The sequence below is a fragment of the Ruminococcus sp. 1001713B170207_170306_F1 genome (assembly GCF_015668065.1).
GTDB classification, from domain to species: Bacteria; Bacillota; Clostridia; order Lachnospirales; family Lachnospiraceae; genus Blautia_A; species Blautia_A faecis.
In genome coordinates this window covers 194,415-211,250 of record NZ_JADPEX010000001.1, presented here as the reverse complement: position 1 = coordinate 211,250, position 16,836 = coordinate 194,415, and the positions used below count along the sequence as shown (strand labels likewise).

Here is a 16,836-nt window from a genome sequence, read left to right as displayed (position 1 = left end):
ATGCTTTACTTTATCATCTTCATCAGGTTTACCACTTTATCAAGCTTTGCACGTTCCCGGGGGCTTTTTCCCATTTTCAAAACCTCAATGATGGTATTGATTTCATTACTGTTAAAGTTCAGACCGGCATTTCTCCCCTGGGAAGCTGCATTCATAATAAATGGCAGCAGATCAGAGGGAGATTTTCCGGCTCCTTGCCGGGCCATCTGCTGGAGCATGTCAAGCTTGTTTTTGTCGATACCTGCAAGCTTTGGATTATCCTGCCAGTTGTCATCCATATGGAATCATTCCTTTCTTATATAGTAATGCTGCCAATTGGCGACATGTCCGTTTTGAATGAAATTTTTCTGTTTTTACTGTCGTTCTTCTTCGCAATTATCTTCTGGAGATGGTTCATTCATCATCCTCAGCATTTCTGCCATGGTCATCATATTGGTGATCTGATCCAGAGTCTTTCGTATATCTCCAAAACAGTAGCGGCGCAGGTCGTTTATGACTTCAAGAGGCTGGGCAGGGGCTGCTGCAGCCTGTATCTGCATGGCTTCTGACGGCTTTGTAAAAAGAGCGACTGTATTGGAAAGTTCCCTGGCTTTTGCAAAAACGGACAGAAACTGTTGCTGCCTGGGTGGAAAATAGGGGATGAGAGCTTTTAACAGCTGTCCCTGGTCAGTTCCCACCATCTGATCCAGAGCTGTCTGGGCAATATATTCCTGATCCATAAAAATCCCTTTTCTATATCTATGTTGTTGTTATTAAAATATGACGACGGTTTGAAAACGGTGAAATCTTCTGCAAATTGTGACGCACATTCTGCAGAAAGCATTTTTCAAACACGCTCTGACATCTGTAACATATTCTATAGCAGGGGGATGTATGAATTTCCCGCAAAGTCAGGAGGGAAAGTTATGAGAAGAGAAAATGAAAAGCTTATTATAGATGGAAATGCCATATACGAGCTGGATCTGGAATGTGTGCGAAAGAAGCAAGGAAAACAGGAAGGAAATGGCAGGTGTGTGGAGCAGTCAGAAGAAAGAAGGCAGTCCGCAAACCATACCGGGGATTAAAGACAATTTGCAGGAGAGAGTTTCTACCCAGAGCGTGGTTGAAAAAGAAACAAGGAAACGTAAGAATGCTTTTAGAATATGTCTGAAAAAGGGGACAGGGGAAAATTCCCGCTGTCCCGATTTTTTTTGAAAAGGACTGAGAAGACAGCCCTTTTTCATATGTGGGAAACTCAGATCAGCAGCCGCAGCCATTTCCCCATCCACCGCAGAGAAGCAGAAGGATGATAATGATCCAGCAGCAGTCACCATTTCCGTTGCCACAGCTGTTGTTGCAGCCAATACCGTTGCCGCCGCATGCGCAAAGAAGAATGATGATCCAGAGAATATTGCATCCACAGGAGCCGTTCCCGAAGGAAAGCCCACATCCATTGTCACATCCGCAGCCATTATTACAACCGCAGTTACCACATCCGCAACCGGATCTTTCCTCGCCGCAGCCACAGTTTGTAGCAGCTAAATCACTCATGCTGTTACCTCCAGAAAATGTTTACAGTTCATCATATGGAGGGGACAGGGGGTGTGTGACAAAGCAGTTGACAGAAAAGAGAAATTTGGCTATAATAAACTGAAACGTAATATTTCTGTAATCTTTGAAAAGAATTCGACATAAAATATATAAAACAAGGATTGATTTGTTAAGAATTAAGTCTGCGAAGCAAACGCTGTTTTTTGTGAACAAAGTTCACAGAAAACCCGAGAATCTCAGCGCGAAATCATGCGAATGCATGATTTCTGTGCATCGCGAAGCGTGTTACTGGTCACGGAGTAAACAGTAACTGTTTGTGAAAAGCAGAGGTGGGAAAGCTTCGGAATTAGTCAGGTCAAAGAGAGGAAAATGCTATGATAAAAGAAGAGAGAAACAGAAAGCAAAGTCTGGCTCTGGTGCTGCTTGTGATTGCCACATTATGTACGGTTTTTCTGATGACAAGGGATGTTCAGGCTGCGAAAGCCGGATTTAAGACTATAAACGGCAAGACCTACTACATAACAGCCAGCGGAGCCAAGCAGAAAGGCTGGCTGACTCTGAAAGGCAAGAAATACTATTTTAATAAAAAAACAGGCGTACAGTTAAAAGGATGGCAAAAAGACAGTAAGGGCAGAAACATCCGGTATTTTACCAAGGGAAAAGGTGTGATGGCCACCGGTTTTCTGAAGAGCGGAACCGTAACCCGTTATTTCAGACCTTCCAATGGTAAGCTTGTCCGCGGCTGGCTGACCTTAAAGGGTAAGAAATATTATTTTACCAGCGGAACCGGTGCTATGGTAAAGGGCTGGCAGACCACAGCTAAGAAAGAGAAACGTTATTTCAAGAGCAATGGTCAGATGCTTACCGGCTGGTTCACGGATTCTAAGGGATATACCCGCTATTTTAATACCAGCACAGGTATTATGTATACCGGACTTAAGACTGTAGATGGAAATATCTATTATTTTTCCAAGACCAGCGGAGTCCGTTATCAGAAAGGCTTTGGCAAGGTTGGAAGCAAGCGGTATTATTTTAGTACCACAGATGGCAAAGCGCAGACCGGCTGGCTGAGTCTGGATGGAAACAGCTATTATTTTGGAACAACAGGCGTGATGTACGTAAACACTACAGCTTCCATTGGAGGAAAGACCTACGCGTTTGATTCCAATGGTGTTGCTTCCGAGAAACAGGATTCAGGAAAGGATGACAATGACAGCAGTATTACCTTTACCTGGTATGATGAGAAACGTGGCCGCAATTTTACTATTATGAAGGAGCTTAAGAGTCATCCGGGAGTTGCAGATGGAACCAAGTCTGATCTTGATATTCTGGCAGCTGTCTGCGAGGCTGAGGCAGGAGACCAGGGAATTGCAGGTATGAAGGCAGTTGCTCTCTGCCTTTTGAACAGAACTCTGGACAAGGAGTTTCCGTCCAGTGTCCGTTATGTGCTTTACCAGGGAACTACCTTCCCCCAGTATTCAGTCGTGACAAACAACCAGCTGCTGAAACGTCTGAATGGTCAGTTTATTGACCGTGCAAGCGCTTATGAAGCTGCCCAGCAGGCACTTGACAGTTTTAATGCTTATGTGCTGAATGGTACACCGCGTACAGTAAGCGGAATCAAGGCCAAAGATTTTAATTATAAGTATTTTATGATGACTTCTGCATTCTGGAAACAGCCATTGAATTTTAAAAAGGTTGTATATGAGACATACAAGGATCATACATTTTTTGTGGACTGGGTATAAAGGTAGCTATACAGATGTAGAAACAGTATAAATGATAATAGCAAACTTTACCGCGGTGAGTTGCTAAAATACAAAGCTAAAATCCTTGACAAAAACAGACAGCCTTTGTATACTTGCAAGTATTAAATGAGAAAGGCTTTGAAGGGAACAAGTAGCTTTGGAAAGAGCACACAGAGAGCTGCCGGATGGTGAGAGGCGCGTGCAGAGATCCATTGTGAATACATCCCGGAGCTTTGCACCGAACGGTTTTGAAGTGGCAGAGACAGCAGCGGACAGGCGCTTGTGATTGATTGCAGAAATCCAGTAGGCTGTGACGGAGTGGCATACGTTATCATGCCGGGGTGATAATTCTGAAGAGTATTTGAAGACATTTATTTTTGGACAGTATTGTCTGTGGGGATAATCGTCTGGAAGAATTTTTCAGTATGGTCACTTATCGAGGCAGAAAGTGCGAGCTTTCTGTAAATTTAGGTGGTAACGCGGGACCCGGTTCTCGTCCTAAAGGGGCATGAGAACCGGGCTTTTTATATTTGCAGCGGCTTTTTTCGTGAAGAGAGAATAAGCAGCTCATATATCTATTTTACAGGAGGAAAAAAAATGACAGTTTGGGAAGAACTGAAAGCCAGAGGCCTGATCGCCCAGGTAACAGACGAAGATGAGATTAAAGAAATGGTAAATAACGGAAAGGCAACTTTCTATATTGGATTTGACCCAACCGCAGACAGCCTTCATGTAGGACATTTCATGGCACTTTGCCTGATGAAACGTCTGCAGATGGCAGGGAACAGACCAATCGCCCTTCTTGGCGGCGGAACCGGTATGATCGGTGACCCATCCGGAAGAACCGACATGCGCCAGATGCTGACGAAAGAGACCATCCAGCATAACATTGACTGTTTCAAGAAACAGATGGAGCGTTTCATCGACTTTTCTGATGGAAAGGCACTTATGGTAAACAATGCAGAATGGCTGATGAACCTGAATTATGTGGAGCTTTTACGTGAGGTTGGAGCTCACTTTTCTGTTAACCGTATGCTTACAGCAGAGTGCTACAAACAGCGTATGGAAAGAGGCTTAAGCTTCCTGGAATTTAACTACATGATCATGCAGAGCTATGACTTCTATATGCTGTATCAGAAATACGGTTGCAATATGCAGTTCGGTGGCGATGACCAGTGGAGCAACATGCTTGGTGGTACTGAGCTGATTCGCCGTAAGCTTGGAAAAGACGCATATGCTATGACAATCACCCTTCTTCTTAACTCAGAAGGTAAGAAAATGGGTAAAACACAGTCTGGTGCTGTCTGGCTGGATCCAAATAAGACATCTCCATTCGATTTCTACCAGTACTGGAGAAATGTGGACGACGCAGATGTTATCAAATGCATGAAGCTTCTTACCTTCCTTCCGCTGGAAGAAATCCAGGAGATGGAGAAATGGGAAGGCAGCCAGCTGAACAAGGCAAAAGAGATCCTTGCATTCCAGCTTACCGAGCTTGTTCATGGAACAGAGGAAGCGAAGAAGGCAGAGGCTGGTGCCAAGGCACTTTTTGCAGGCGGAGCTGATACAGAGCATATGCCGACCACTGAGCTTGCAGCAGAGGATTTTGACGAAGAAGGCAATATCGACCTGATCAGCCTTCTTGTAAAATCCGCTCTTGTAACAACCCGTTCCGAGGGAAGAAGAGCCATCGAGCAGGGCGGCGTTTCCGTTGACGGTGAGAAAGTGACGGACATCAGACATGTACTTTCCAAAGACGCTCTCACAGGTGACGGTATTGTCCTTAAGAGAGGAAAGAAGAAATTTAATAAAGTATTTGTAAAATAAGATCATAAAAGGGGACCAGATACGCTCTAAATCTGATCGTTGATGCGAAAACAGATTTTTGTACTGGTCCCCGACTTATGCAAAAAATATTTTGACCGTGATAAAGATATATGCTATCATATAAACCATGCAAGCATTCCAATAAGAGGAATGCACGTTATTGTTTACAGTAACGAAAGTACTTCTTTATTGCGTAGGAGGAGAATTGAAATGAAGAAATACGGAGTAAACGAACTTCGAAAAATGTTTCTGGATTTCATGGAAAGCAAGGGACATCTTGTTCTGAAAAGCTTTTCATTGGTTCCACAGGGCGATAAAAGTGTCCTGCTGATCAATGCAGGAATGACACCACTGAAACCATATTTCACAGGAGCAGAGAAACCACCACGTACAAGAGTCAGTACCTGTCAGAAATGTATCCGTACAGGTGATATTGAGAATGTAGGTAAGACTGCACGTCACGGTACATTCTTTGAAATGCTTGGTAATTTCTCTTTTGGAGATTACTTTAAAAGAGAGGCCATTCACTGGTCATGGGAGTTCCTGACTGAGGTGGTAGGTCTGGATGCCAGCCGTCTTTATCCGTCTGTTTATCTGGAGGATGATGAGGCTTTCGATATCTGGAATAAAGAGATCGGAATTCCGGCAGAGCGTATTTTCAAATTTGGCAAAGAGGATAACTTCTGGGAGCACGGCGCAGGTCCATGCGGTCCATGTTCCGAGATTTACTATGACCGTGGAGAAAAATATGGCTGCGGCAAGCCGGGATGTACAGTAGGCTGTGACTGCGACCGTTACATGGAAGTATGGAACAACGTATTTACCCAGTTTGAGAATGACGGAAATGGCAATTATACAACTCTGAAACAGAAGAATATTGATACCGGTATGGGTCTTGAGCGTCTGGCTGTTGTTGTCCAGGACGTAGATTCCATTTTCGATGTAGATACCATCTGTTCCCTTCGTAACCTGGTAAGTAGGATTTCCGGCAAACCGTATGGGGTACATCATGAGGACGATGTTTCCATCCGTCTGATTACAGACCATATCCGTTCCGCGACATTCATGATCTCCGATGGTATTATGCCTACCAATGAAGGACGTGGATATGTACTTCGCCGTCTGATCCGCCGTGCTGCAAGACACGGAAGACTTCTGGGAATTGAGGGCAACTTCCTTGCTACTTTAAGTGCAGAAGTAATTGACGGTTCCAAGGATGGATATCCGGAACTGGAAGAAAAGAAAGAATTTATCTTCAACGTTCTCACCAACGAGGAGAACCAGTTCGGTAAGACCATCGACCAGGGACTTCGTATCCTGGCTGATATGGAAGAGGCTATGAATGCAGCTGGAGAGAAGACTCTTTCCGGTGAAAACGCATTTAAATTATATGATACTTACGGATTCCCTCTTGATCTGACCAAGGAGATCCTTGAGGAGAAGGGCTACGAGATCGACGAGGAAGGCTTCAAGACTGCTATGGATGAGCAGAGAGAGAAAGCACGTTCCTCCCGTGAGGTAACCAACTATATGGGAGCTGACGCTACTGTATATGACCAGATTGATACTTCTGTTACCACAGAGTTTGTTGGATACGATCACCTTTCCTTTGAATCTCCGGTTACTGTTCTTACTACAGAAGCTGAGATCGTAGATTCCCTGATGGAAGGACAGAAGGGTACTGTTTTCGTAGAGAAAACACCTTTCTATGCAACTATGGGTGGTCAGGTTGGAGATACCGGTGTGATCGAGACTGCAAATGGCAAATTCATCGTAGAAGATACCATCAAGCTTCGCGGCGGCAAATTCGGTCATGTAGGATATATGGAATCTGGCATGATTTCCAAGGGAGAGACCGTTTCTCTGAAAGTAAATGTTGCTGCAAGAAAAGATATTGAGAAGAACCACAGTGCGACACATCTTCTTCAGAAAGCTCTGAAAGAAGTTCTTGGTTCTCATGTAGAGCAGAAGGGTTCTCTTGTAACTGCTGACAGACTTCGTTTCGACTTTGCCCACTTTACAGCTATGACTGCTGAGGAAATCGGTAAAGTTGAAAAAATTGTAAATGAGCAGATTCAGGCAGCACTTGATGTTCACACCGATATCATGGATGTAGAGGAAGCTAAGAAATCTGGTGCTATGGCACTGTTCGGTGAGAAATATTCCCAGAAGGTACGTGTGGTATCTATGGGTGATTTTTCCAGAGAGCTCTGTGGTGGTACCCATGTTGTAAATACAAGCTCCATCATGCTGTTTAAGATTGTTTCTGAGTCCGGTATCGCAGCAGGTGTCCGCCGTATTGAGGCACTGACCGGAAACGGGGTTCTGGAATATTATAAGAAGCAGGAAGCACTTCTTCACGAGGCTGCCAAGGCTCTGAAAACAACCCCTTCCGAGATGATTGAGAAGATCACACATCTTCAGGGTGAGGTGAAGGCTCTTGCAAGTGAGAATGAATCTCTGAAGAGCAAACTGGCTCAGGGTGCTCTGGGAGATGTTATGAATCAGGTTGTAGAAGTAAAAGGTGTGAAACTCCTTGCTGCCAAGGTAGAGGGCGTTGACATGAACGGACTTCGTGATCTTGGTGACCAGCTGAAAGAGAAGCTTGGCGAGGGCGTCGTTGTCCTTGCTGCAGTAAATGAGGGCAAGGTGAACCTTCTTGCAATGGCTACTGATTCTGCACAGAAAGCAGGAGCACATGCAGGAAACCTGATCAAAGCTGTTGCTGCAATCGTTGGCGGCGGCGGTGGCGGACGTCCGAATATGGCTCAGGCTGGTGGAAAGAATCCGGAGAAGGCAGGCGAGGCAATCGAAGCAGCAGCCGGAATCCTGGAAGGACAGATTCACTAAAAAACACTCAAAATTTTGTCAAAAATTTTTGTAAAATTAAACCAAAAGTTGTTGACGAACCCCGAGTGCATGATATATAATAATGTTCGTGCAAGAAAAATACCCAGACAGTTGTATTTTAGCACAATCTACAACTGGAGGGAGGTTAGGTGTGAGTCTATGTCAAACGTTATCGTAAAAGAAAACGAGACTTTAGATAGCGCTCTTCGCAGATTCAAGAGAAGCTGTGCAAAAGCAGGTATCCAGCAGGAAATCCGCAAAAGAGAGCATTACGAGAAACCAAGCGTTCGTCGTAAGAAAAAATCTGAAGCCGCAAGAAAACGTAAATATAATTAATTGTGCGCAAAAATCCCTGGCTGCATTCAGTCAGGGATTTTTAAATCCCGCAATATCTTCAAATTTGGCTCATTGTCTTCAGGGAAGAACTGATTTTTATATATGGTGATATCGCTGGCTGACCACATGTCCGTTTTGTTGCTGACCGGTGTATGAAGGAGAAAATATAAACTTATGATGATTTTGAAAAAAATAGCCAAGCTTCTGTTTAACCGGGTATTTTATGTAATATTTGCCATGGCGGTGCAGCTTGGCTGGCTGTTGACTATATTTCTGCGTCTTGCAGGATATTCCAGATATATGTCTTTTATTCTGGATGTTATCAGTATTCTGGTTGTTCTGAAAATTGTGAATCGAAAGATAAACCCCTCGTATAAACTGGCATGGACGATGTTGATCCTGTGCCTGCCAATTTTTGGCCTTGTTTTGTATCTTGTATTTGGACGTTCCAGAATTGCTGCTTATATGCAGGATCGATTTAATGAGATGCTGATGAAGTCCGGTAATCTTTTACAGACAGATCCTGAAATACATGATCTTCTGGAGGCAGAAGATATATCTGCATGCAACCAGTCGGATTATATATATCATAATGCAGGTTATCCTATTCACGGAAATACTACCGCAGAATATTTCCAGGTTGGAGATGACATGTTCCCGGTTCTTGTAAGGGAACTGGAGCAAGCACAGCATTATATTTTTATTGAGTATTTTATAATCCATGATGGAGTAATGTGGAGAACCATACTGGATATACTGGAGAGGAAGGTTCAGGAAGGTGTGGATGTCCGTCTGATTTATGATGACATGGGATGTCTTACCACGCTCCCTCATAAATATTATGAAACCATGAGATCCAAAGGAATCAAGTGTCAGGTGTTCAATCCTTTCCGTCCGATCCTGAATATTATCCAGAATAACCGTGACCATCGGAAATTCTGTATTATTGATGGATATGTGGGATTTACCGGTGGTGTAAATCTGGCAGATGAGTATATCAACCAGAAGGAGCGCTTTGGACACTGGAAGGACACTGCGGTTATGCTGAAGGGGGAAGCTGTCTGGAACATGACTGCCATGTTCCTCCATATGTGGAATGTGATTACCAATAACCGTGAGGATCATTCACTTGAGAAATATCTGCCTCATGTATGGCATCCGGAGGCATTTGAAGGGGATGGATATATTCAGCCGTTTTGTGATTCTCCGCTGGATAACGAGACTGTTGGAGAGAATGTTTATCTGAATATTATCAATCGTGCAAAAAGGTATGTGTATATCTGTACACCCTATCTTGTTATTGACAATGAGATGATGACTGCTCTTTGTCTCGCAGCAAAAAGTGGTGTGGATGTCCGTCTGATGACACCTGGGATTCCAGACAAAAAATTGGTATTTCTTCTTACCCAGTCTTACTACGAGCAGCTTCTGGAAGCAGGAGTGAAAATCTATGAATATCAGCCGGGATTTTTACATGCCAAGTCCTTTGTATGTGATGACGAGATCGCTGTTGTGGGAACCATCAATCTGGACTACCGGAGCTTGTATCTTCACTTTGAGGATGGTGTATGGATCTATCGGAATCAGGTGATTTATGATATTAAAAAGGATTTCACAGATACCCTGGAATATTGTAATCCGGTATCTTTGGAATTCTGTCGTGGAAGAAATATTGCAGTGCGGGCGATGCAGAGTATTCTAAGGTTATTTGCACCGATGCTGTAGAGCGTGTTCAAAAAGGGGTTTCTGCAAATTGAGGCGTATAGATTGCGGAAATGATTTTTCAAACACGCTCTAAACCTTATGCAGAATGAGTATATAGATGATGCCCCTTACCTGCGGCATTGCCATATATAAATCAGGAGGTCAGATATGAGAAAAGAGATAAAGAAACAGCTTCAGACGATTATGGATCAGGCAGTAAAGGATAATCAGATTGCCGGTATGAATATGATGGTAATAAAGGACGGCCAGGAGGAAGCCTATCTTCAGTGTGGCTATGCGGATAAAGCAAATGGGAAAATGATTGAACGGGATACCATATTCCGTCTTTTTTCCATGACGAAACCGATTACAGCGGCAGCGGCCATGATTTTATTTGAAAGAGGAGTAATTGATCTGGCAGATCCGGTTTCCAGATATATTCCGGGATTTGCAGACCAGATGGTGTCTGTACCTGGCGGACTGGCACCAGTATGGCATAATGTAACGGTTTATCATTTGTTGTCTATGACCAGTGGTTTGACTTATGGCGGAAACAGCAGTGCCGCCGAGTTTGCCGTTGGAAATGTGATGGAAGAAATACATGCACGTCTGAATACAGAGCATCCCATGACAACACTGGAATTTGCAGATAAGATCGGCAGATGTCCTTTGGAGTTTCAGCCCGGAGAGCGCTGGAAGTATGGGGTATCCGCAGATATTCTGGCAGCAGTGGTGGAGAAGGCTTCCGGCATGAAATACGGTGAATTTCTTAAGAAAGAGCTTTTTGTGCCTTTGGGAATGAAAGATACAGATTTCTATGTTCCAGGTGAGAAGCTGGACAGACTGGCCATGACTTATGAGCAGACTGCCGGTGAAATGAAAGAATTCCGTGACAACAGTCTGGGAATCCGTCTTTCCATGGACGTACCGCCTGCTTATGAAGCCGGAGGGGCAGGGCTTGTTTCCACCATTGAGGATTATTCCAGATTTGCGGCTATGCTGATAAACAAAGGCAGCTTCCAGGGCAGACAGATCCTTAAGCCTGCTTCTGTGGAATATATGACCACCCACAAGCTTATAGCATGTCAGCAGGAGTGGTTTGAAAAATGGTGGGAGATGAATGGATATTCTTATGGAAATCTGATGCGTGTGATGACGGATCCGTGGAAGGCACCCTTTGCATGCTGTGAGGGTGAATATGGCTGGGATGGCTGGCTTGGCTGCTATTTCGCCAATTTTCCCAAGGAGAATATGACGATTCTTATGATGATGCAGAAGAAAGATGCAGGGACATTTGATCTTACAAGGAAGCTGAGAAATGTGCTGCTTCTTGGAATGTAATATAAAGAGGAATTTGAGTTATGCCTAGAATTTATGCAGACAATGCAGCAACCACAAAAATAAGTCAGACAGCAATGAAGGCTATGATTTCTGCAATGGAGAATAGTTACGGAAATCCGTCCAGTATTCATCAGATTGGGATGGCAGCAAATGATGCCTTACAGACGGCGAGAGAGCAGATCGCACGTTGCCTTGGCTGTATGCCGAAAGAGATTTTTTTTACATCAGGTGGGACAGAATCAGATAATCAGGCAATTGTGTCAGCGGCTATGCTTGGGGCGAAACAGAATAAGAGGCATATTATTTCTACTGCGTTTGAGCATCATGCGGTGCTTCATACTCTGAGAAGGCTGAAGGAGCAGGGATTTGAGATTCAGCTTCTGGATGTGGGTGCAGAGGGGAATATTACAGCTGCTCAGGTGGAAGAAGCAATTCGGCCGGATACCTGTCTGGTTACGGTTATGTTTGCTAATAATGAAATTGGCTCTGTTCTTCCTATAGCGGAAATTGGAGAAGTCTGTCGTGCTCACGGGGTGCTTTTTCACACAGATGCAGTGCAGGCAGCAGGACATATCCCGGTAAATGTGAAGAAACAGAATATTGATATGTTATCTCTTTCCGCACATAAATTTCATGGTCCAAGAGGAATCGGTGCATTGTATGTGAAACGGGGGATTGAACTGACTTCTCTTATGGAGGGCGGCGGTCAGGAGCGTGGAAAACGGCCTGGCACAGAGAATTTACCGGCAATTATGGGAATGGCAGCTGCTCTGAAAGAAGAGTGCACTTTGATGGAACAAAATGAAGCCAAGGTTACCGCCATGCGAGATCGTTTGATTCAGGGGCTTTCGCAGATTCCTTATAGTATACTGAATGGTTCCAGGGAGAAACGCTTGCCTGGTAATGTGAATTTCTGCTTTGAAGGTGTATCCGGTGAAAGCCTGCTGCTTCTTCTGGATAGCAGGGGAATCTGTGCTTCTTCCGGTTCTGCCTGCGCATCAGGTGCCTTGGATCCAAGCCATGTACTTCTTTCTCTTGGTCTCGCTCCTGAAATCGCCCAGGGTTCACTCAGAATCAGCCTTGACATTTCCAATACTGAGGAAGAAATCGATTATATGCTGGAAGTGATTCCCCAGGTGGTGGAACAACTCCGCGGAATGTCAGATGATTGGCGGAAAAAGCATTGCGAGGATTAAAAGAATCGTGTATGATACAAGATATGATTATTAGAATAGATTGCTATTTAGTTGATTAAAAGTTCTTCAATGCGGACGCATTTGGACAATGTGTATTACTCACTCGCCGGCGCAACGCTACAGCGAACTAATCGCTAACTGCGACTAATGCGTTCGGGAGAGCCCTCACGCATAAGTCTCCGTAAGCGCTGGATTTCGCTTACGCTAAGAGCGCGCCTGAAATGGCTCGCTGGAGTAATACACATTGCCCAAATGCTGTGTGTCGGCTGGGACTTAAACACATTAAATAGTAATAGTTTTCAGTTTTTATGAGGTATAAATATGGAATCAGACAATATGAAAAAAGCATTGATCGCCATGAGTGGCGGCGTAGATTCTTCAGTGGCCGCTTACCTGATGAAGGAGCATGGATATGACTGCATCGGTGTCACCATGAAGCTTTTCCAGAATGAAGATGCCGGTGTGAGCCGCAAAAAAAGCTGCTGTTCTCTGGATGATGTGGAGGATGCAAGGAGCGTAGCGCATAATCTTGGAATCCCGTATTACGTGTTTAATTTCACCGCAGATTTTAAAAAACAAGTTATGGACCGCTTCGTAGCAGCCTATGAAAACGGTGCAACTCCCAACCCCTGCATTGACTGCAACCGCTACCTGAAATTCAACAGCCTTTACCATCGTGCAGAAGAATTAGGCTGTCACTATGTAGTAACCGGACACTATGCCAGAATTGAAAAGCGGGAAGATGGCAGATATCTTCTGAAAAAAGCAGCTGACCCTGCAAAAGACCAGAGTTATGTTCTTTACTCTCTTACTCAGGAGCAGCTGGCACACACCATGTTTCCACTTGGAGACATGAATAAACATCAGACCCGCATGATCGCAGACCAGCAGAATTTCTATAACGCAGATAAGCCGGACAGCCAGGATATCTGTTTTGTCCCAGATGGGGATTATGCTGGATTTATCCGCCGGTTTACAGGAAAAGACTATCCGGCAGGCGATTTTACAGATAAAGACGGAAATGTGCTTGGGCATCATAAAGGAATTATTGGCTACACGGTAGGTCAGCGAAAGGGGCTTGGCATTGCAGCTGGCAAGCCTGTTTACGTTACCAAAATCTGTCCGGCAGAGAACCGCGTGATTCTGGGAGATAATGAAGATTTGTTCCATCGCGAACTGGATGTGGAAGACTTTAATTTCATCTCCTTTGATATCCCGCCGGCAGAATTTCGCGCCAAAGCCAAGGTACGTTACCGCCAGAAGGAGCAGTGGGCAACTGTAAAAGTTACTGGAGAACATAGTGTACACATCATTTTTGATGAGCCCCAGAGAGCTATCACCAAAGGGCAGGCAGCTGTGCTTTATGATGGAGACGTAGTCATTGGCGGTGGTGTGATCACAGGCTGATAAAATCCGAAATTGCATGATATCTGTTGAAAATACATTGATGTAAAACAACCGGAAGAAATATAGCTAAGTCTATATTAAATTCTGGTTGTTTTTTGTTTATGCAGGCAGTTTACAAAAAATTAAGAATATGTATTTGTTTTATAGATGACGAACCCCATGGGAAAATGTTACAATAATCCATATCAGGCATCGAAGTGGGGCGTATAGATGATAGAATGCCTTTTCAAACACGCTCCAGGCAACTACAGTGAAATATTCAGAAATGGAGGTATATGTGGAAAAAAGAAAATTAATCAGAGAACTTCAGTCCCATCAGTCCGTCTTAAAGGAAAAAGCCAGGGAGAAAGCCAGAGAATCCATCAGCGCAGTGATTCCCATTGTACTGATCGTTTTTATACTTGGTTTTACCGTGGCCGCGTTATCCCCAGGCATCCTGGTGGAATTTCTGGTAGGATCTGTGCTTGTGATCCTGGGAATGATCTTTTTTTCCATGGGAGCAGAATTATCCATGACGCCCATGGGAGAGCATGTGGGAGGCAGCATGCTTCGCACGAAAAAGTTAGGCTTTATTATAATTATCGGTTTTATTCTGGGCTTTATTATCACAATATCTGAACCAGATCTGCAGGTTCTTGCAGAACAGGTTTCTTCTGTGCCCAATCTGGTGCTGATCTTATCCGTGGCACTTGGTGTTGGTGCGTTTCTTGTTGTGGCCTTATTGCGTATCCTTTTTGGAATTGCGCTGCCGCCATTGTTATTCAGTTTCTATATTTTGGTATTTATATTAGCCATGTTTGTTCCTGAGAATTTTCTGGCAGTGGCATTTGATTCCGGTGGAGTGACCACTGGACCTATGACGGTACCCTTTATTATGGCATTGGGTGTTGGTATTGCATCCATCCGTAATGATAAACATGCTGGAGATGATAGTTTCGGGCTTGTGGCTCTGTGCTCCATTGGACCTATTTTGGCAGTCCTGATTCTGGGACTTTTGTACCACACGGAAGGCAGTGCTGCGCTGGAAGTGGTTTCTGAAGTGGAAAACTCGATAGAACTGGGAAAATTATTTGCAGTTGCACTGCCAAAATATTTTAAAGAGATCGCTGTATCCCTTTTCCCAATTATTGCTTTCTTCGGAATTTTCCAGATTGTTTCGCTGAAATTGAATAAAACTGTGCTGATCAAAATCTGTATCGGCTTATTTTATACATATATAGGACTTGTTCTGTTTCTTACCGGGGCAAATGTAGGCTTTATCCCAGCTGGAAATTACCTGGGGATGGTATTGGGAAATCTGCCTTATAACTGGATTCTTGTGCCTCTTGGAATGGTGATCGGTTACTTTATTGTAAAAGCCGAGCCTGCGGTATATGTGCTGATGAAGCAGGTTGAGGAGCTGACTGACGGAGCGATTTCCGGGAAATCTATTCAGATCGGTTTGTCTGTGGGTGTGGCAGTCTCTGTTGGGATTTCCATGCTTCGGGTGCTGACCGGAATCTCCATTTTCTATTTCCTGGTGCCAGGCTATGCCATTGCTTTAATTCTCAGCCTGTTTGTGCCGAAAATTTTTACTGCCATTGCATTTGACTCCGGTGGTGTTGCCTCAGGACCTATGACTGCAACCTTTCTCCTTCCTCTGGCACAGGGAGCCTGTAAAGCTGTGGGAGGAAATATTGTGACAGATGCTTTTGGCGTAGTGGCAATGGTTGCTATGACGCCGCTTATTACTTTGCAGGTGCTAGGCTTGGTTTATCGGGTAAAAGGCGGCGAGCTTGGAGGCAAGGGGAAGAATTTGCCTGCGGACAAAATACCAGTGGAAGCTATACCAGTGGCGGAACTGTTTGAAGAACTGGAAGACACAGAAATTATAGAGTTATAGAAAATTAAGAAAATAGGGATTGAGTGTTGACTCAAACACATTATAAATGAACAATTATAGTTAGGAAGACCTAATAGATGCCATTTTTGTGTGGCACAAAGTGGAAGTACAGATTATAGGAATGATGATTGGGTACACTTAGGGAAGATTATGAACAGCAACGAACTTTATAAAGAAAGGAATCATCTATGAGCGAATTATACATGATGGTTACCATCACCAACCGAAAATACATGTCGAAATTTGCAGCACTTTACCGGGAAAATCAGATAGAAGTAGGAACGGTTTCCCTTGGTATGGGAACTGCCTCAAGCTCCATCCTTGACTATATGGGATTAGAAGATGATGAGAAAAGCATCTGTTTTCACTTTGTGACAGAAGCTACCTGGAAAAAGGTGAAAAAGGGCTTGCAGAACCAGCTGCGGATCGACGTGCCCGGAACTGGGATTGCATTTACCATTCCCATGAGCAGCATTGGCGGCAAACGGGAATTGGGATTTCTCATTCAGGGACAGGAGTTTGTAAGAGAGGAGGAAGGTACATTGAAAGAGACAAAGCATGAACTGATCGTGGCAATTGCCAATTACGGATATAACACCCAGGTGATGAAAGCAGCAGAGGAGGGTGGCGCAACCGGCGGTACCGTTCTTCATGGAAAAGGGGTAGGAATGAAGCGCGCCGAACAGTTTCTTGGCGTTTCCCTGGTTTCCGAAAAAGAGGTGATCTTCATTGTGGCAAAATCAGAACAGAAAAATGCCATTATGAGTGCTATCATGGAAAAAGCCGGTCTCACCTCCAAAGCAGAAACCATCGTATTTTCCCTCCCCGTAACCAGCACAGCCGGGCTGCGGATTCTGGAAGATGAGGAAGAAAATTCATAAACTCCATATAAACTCCATATAGACGTGGTATACTGCGAATAATGTGTCAAGGTCCGCAATGGTAAATCAGATTTTTTTGCACGCCCCAAGTATTATGAAATCTATTGCGCAACTGTTTATAGGAAAATAAAAGA

Annotated in this window: 14 protein-coding genes; 11 read left to right on the top strand and 3 right to left on the bottom strand. The window is 44.2% G+C overall.

Annotated elements, in window-relative coordinates:
* Positions 1-5 precede the first annotated feature (5 nt).
* Together I4V84_RS00945 and I4V84_RS00940 are read right to left on the bottom strand one after the other, a co-directional pair.
* Complete coding sequence (locus I4V84_RS00945) at positions 6-278, bottom strand: hypothetical protein (protein WP_195991044.1); 273 nt, start codon at positions 276-278, stop codon at positions 6-8.
* A 75-nt stretch (positions 279-353) separates the two neighbouring features.
* Positions 354-719, bottom strand: a complete 366-nt coding sequence (locus tag I4V84_RS00940) for a hypothetical protein (protein WP_118578020.1) — start codon at positions 717-719, stop codon at positions 354-356.
* A 186-nt stretch (positions 720-905) separates the two neighbouring features.
* Here I4V84_RS00940 and I4V84_RS00935 point away from each other — a divergent pair, with 186 nt between their 5' ends.
* Positions 906-1,064, top strand: a complete 159-nt coding sequence (locus I4V84_RS00935) for a hypothetical protein (RefSeq protein ID WP_173717738.1) — start codon at positions 906-908, stop codon at positions 1,062-1,064.
* Between the two features lie 175 nt (positions 1,065-1,239).
* Here the strand turns inward: I4V84_RS00935 and I4V84_RS00930 are convergent, their stop codons facing one another.
* Positions 1,240-1,530 (bottom strand): hypothetical protein, encoded by a 291-nt coding sequence (locus I4V84_RS00930; protein WP_118578021.1) that lies wholly within the window; start codon positions 1,528-1,530, stop codon positions 1,240-1,242.
* Positions 1,531-1,904: 374 nt separating this feature from the next.
* On the opposite strand from I4V84_RS00930, the gene I4V84_RS00925 reads away from it, so the two are divergent.
* The 10 genes from I4V84_RS00925 (at position 1,905) to I4V84_RS00880 (ending at position 16,702) form a co-directional block, all read left to right on the top strand.
* Positions 1,905-3,278, top strand: a complete 1,374-nt coding sequence (locus I4V84_RS00925) for a cell wall hydrolase (protein WP_173769069.1) — start codon at positions 1,905-1,907, stop codon at positions 3,276-3,278.
* A 597-nt stretch (positions 3,279-3,875) separates the two neighbouring features.
* Positions 3,876-5,105: a tyrosine--tRNA ligase gene (tyrS, locus tag I4V84_RS00920; RefSeq protein WP_148461974.1), complete on the top strand. Its 1,230-nt coding sequence runs from the start codon at positions 3,876-3,878 to the stop codon at positions 5,103-5,105.
* 210 nt (positions 5,106-5,315) lie between these two features.
* Positions 5,316-7,955 (top strand): alanine--tRNA ligase, encoded by a 2,640-nt coding sequence (gene alaS / locus I4V84_RS00915; protein WP_195991043.1) that lies wholly within the window; start codon positions 5,316-5,318, stop codon positions 7,953-7,955.
* A 159-nt stretch (positions 7,956-8,114) separates the two neighbouring features.
* The gene (rpsU, locus tag I4V84_RS00910) at positions 8,115-8,291 is read left to right on the top strand and encodes a 30S ribosomal protein S21 (protein WP_004222305.1); all 177 of its coding nucleotides are present in this window, start codon (positions 8,115-8,117) and stop codon (positions 8,289-8,291) included.
* 174 nt (positions 8,292-8,465) lie between these two features.
* On the top strand, positions 8,466-10,016 hold the full coding sequence (gene cls / locus I4V84_RS00905; protein ID WP_118578023.1) for a cardiolipin synthase: 1,551 nt from the start codon (positions 8,466-8,468) through the stop codon (positions 10,014-10,016).
* Between the two features lie 147 nt (positions 10,017-10,163).
* A complete protein-coding gene (locus I4V84_RS00900; RefSeq protein WP_173715957.1) occupies positions 10,164-11,336 on the top strand; it encodes a serine hydrolase domain-containing protein in 1,173 nt (390 codons plus the stop codon).
* A gap of 20 nt (positions 11,337-11,356) precedes the next feature.
* A complete protein-coding gene (locus I4V84_RS00895) occupies positions 11,357-12,532 on the top strand; it encodes a cysteine desulfurase family protein (protein WP_195991042.1) in 1,176 nt (391 codons plus the stop codon).
* 321 nt (positions 12,533-12,853) lie between these two features.
* Complete coding sequence (gene mnmA / locus I4V84_RS00890) at positions 12,854-13,939, top strand: tRNA 2-thiouridine(34) synthase MnmA (RefSeq protein WP_243283991.1); 1,086 nt, start codon at positions 12,854-12,856, stop codon at positions 13,937-13,939.
* A gap of 277 nt (positions 13,940-14,216) precedes the next feature.
* Positions 14,217-15,821, top strand: a complete 1,605-nt coding sequence (locus I4V84_RS00885; RefSeq protein WP_272112825.1) for a DUF1538 domain-containing protein — start codon at positions 14,217-14,219, stop codon at positions 15,819-15,821.
* Between the two features lie 188 nt (positions 15,822-16,009).
* Positions 16,010-16,702: a P-II family nitrogen regulator gene (locus tag I4V84_RS00880; RefSeq protein ID WP_195991041.1), complete on the top strand. Its 693-nt coding sequence runs from the start codon at positions 16,010-16,012 to the stop codon at positions 16,700-16,702.
* Positions 16,703-16,836: the final 134 nt, after the last annotated feature.

Coding starts and splice junctions, on each gene's coding strand:
- I4V84_RS00945 (WP_195991044.1), bottom strand. CDS start 278: ATGGATGACAACTGGCAGGATAATCCAAAGCTTGCAGGTATCGACAAA.
- I4V84_RS00940 (WP_118578020.1), bottom strand. CDS start 719: ATGGATCAGGAATATATTGCCCAGACAGCTCTGGATCAGATGGTGGGA.
- I4V84_RS00935 (WP_173717738.1), top strand. CDS start 906: ATGAGAAGAGAAAATGAAAAGCTTATTATAGATGGAAATGCCATATAC.
- I4V84_RS00930 (WP_118578021.1), bottom strand. CDS start 1,530: ATGAGTGATTTAGCTGCTACAAACTGTGGCTGCGGCGAGGAAAGATCC.
- I4V84_RS00925 (WP_173769069.1), top strand. CDS start 1,905: ATGATAAAAGAAGAGAGAAACAGAAAGCAAAGTCTGGCTCTGGTGCTG.
- tyrS (WP_148461974.1), top strand. CDS start 3,876: ATGACAGTTTGGGAAGAACTGAAAGCCAGAGGCCTGATCGCCCAGGTA.
- alaS (WP_195991043.1), top strand. CDS start 5,316: ATGAAGAAATACGGAGTAAACGAACTTCGAAAAATGTTTCTGGATTTC.
- rpsU (WP_004222305.1), top strand. CDS start 8,115: ATGTCAAACGTTATCGTAAAAGAAAACGAGACTTTAGATAGCGCTCTT.
- cls (WP_118578023.1), top strand. CDS start 8,466: ATGATGATTTTGAAAAAAATAGCCAAGCTTCTGTTTAACCGGGTATTT.
- I4V84_RS00900 (WP_173715957.1), top strand. CDS start 10,164: ATGAGAAAAGAGATAAAGAAACAGCTTCAGACGATTATGGATCAGGCA.
- I4V84_RS00895 (WP_195991042.1), top strand. CDS start 11,357: ATGCCTAGAATTTATGCAGACAATGCAGCAACCACAAAAATAAGTCAG.
- mnmA (WP_243283991.1), top strand. CDS start 12,854: ATGGAATCAGACAATATGAAAAAAGCATTGATCGCCATGAGTGGCGGC.
- I4V84_RS00880 (WP_195991041.1), top strand. CDS start 16,010: ATGAGCGAATTATACATGATGGTTACCATCACCAACCGAAAATACATG.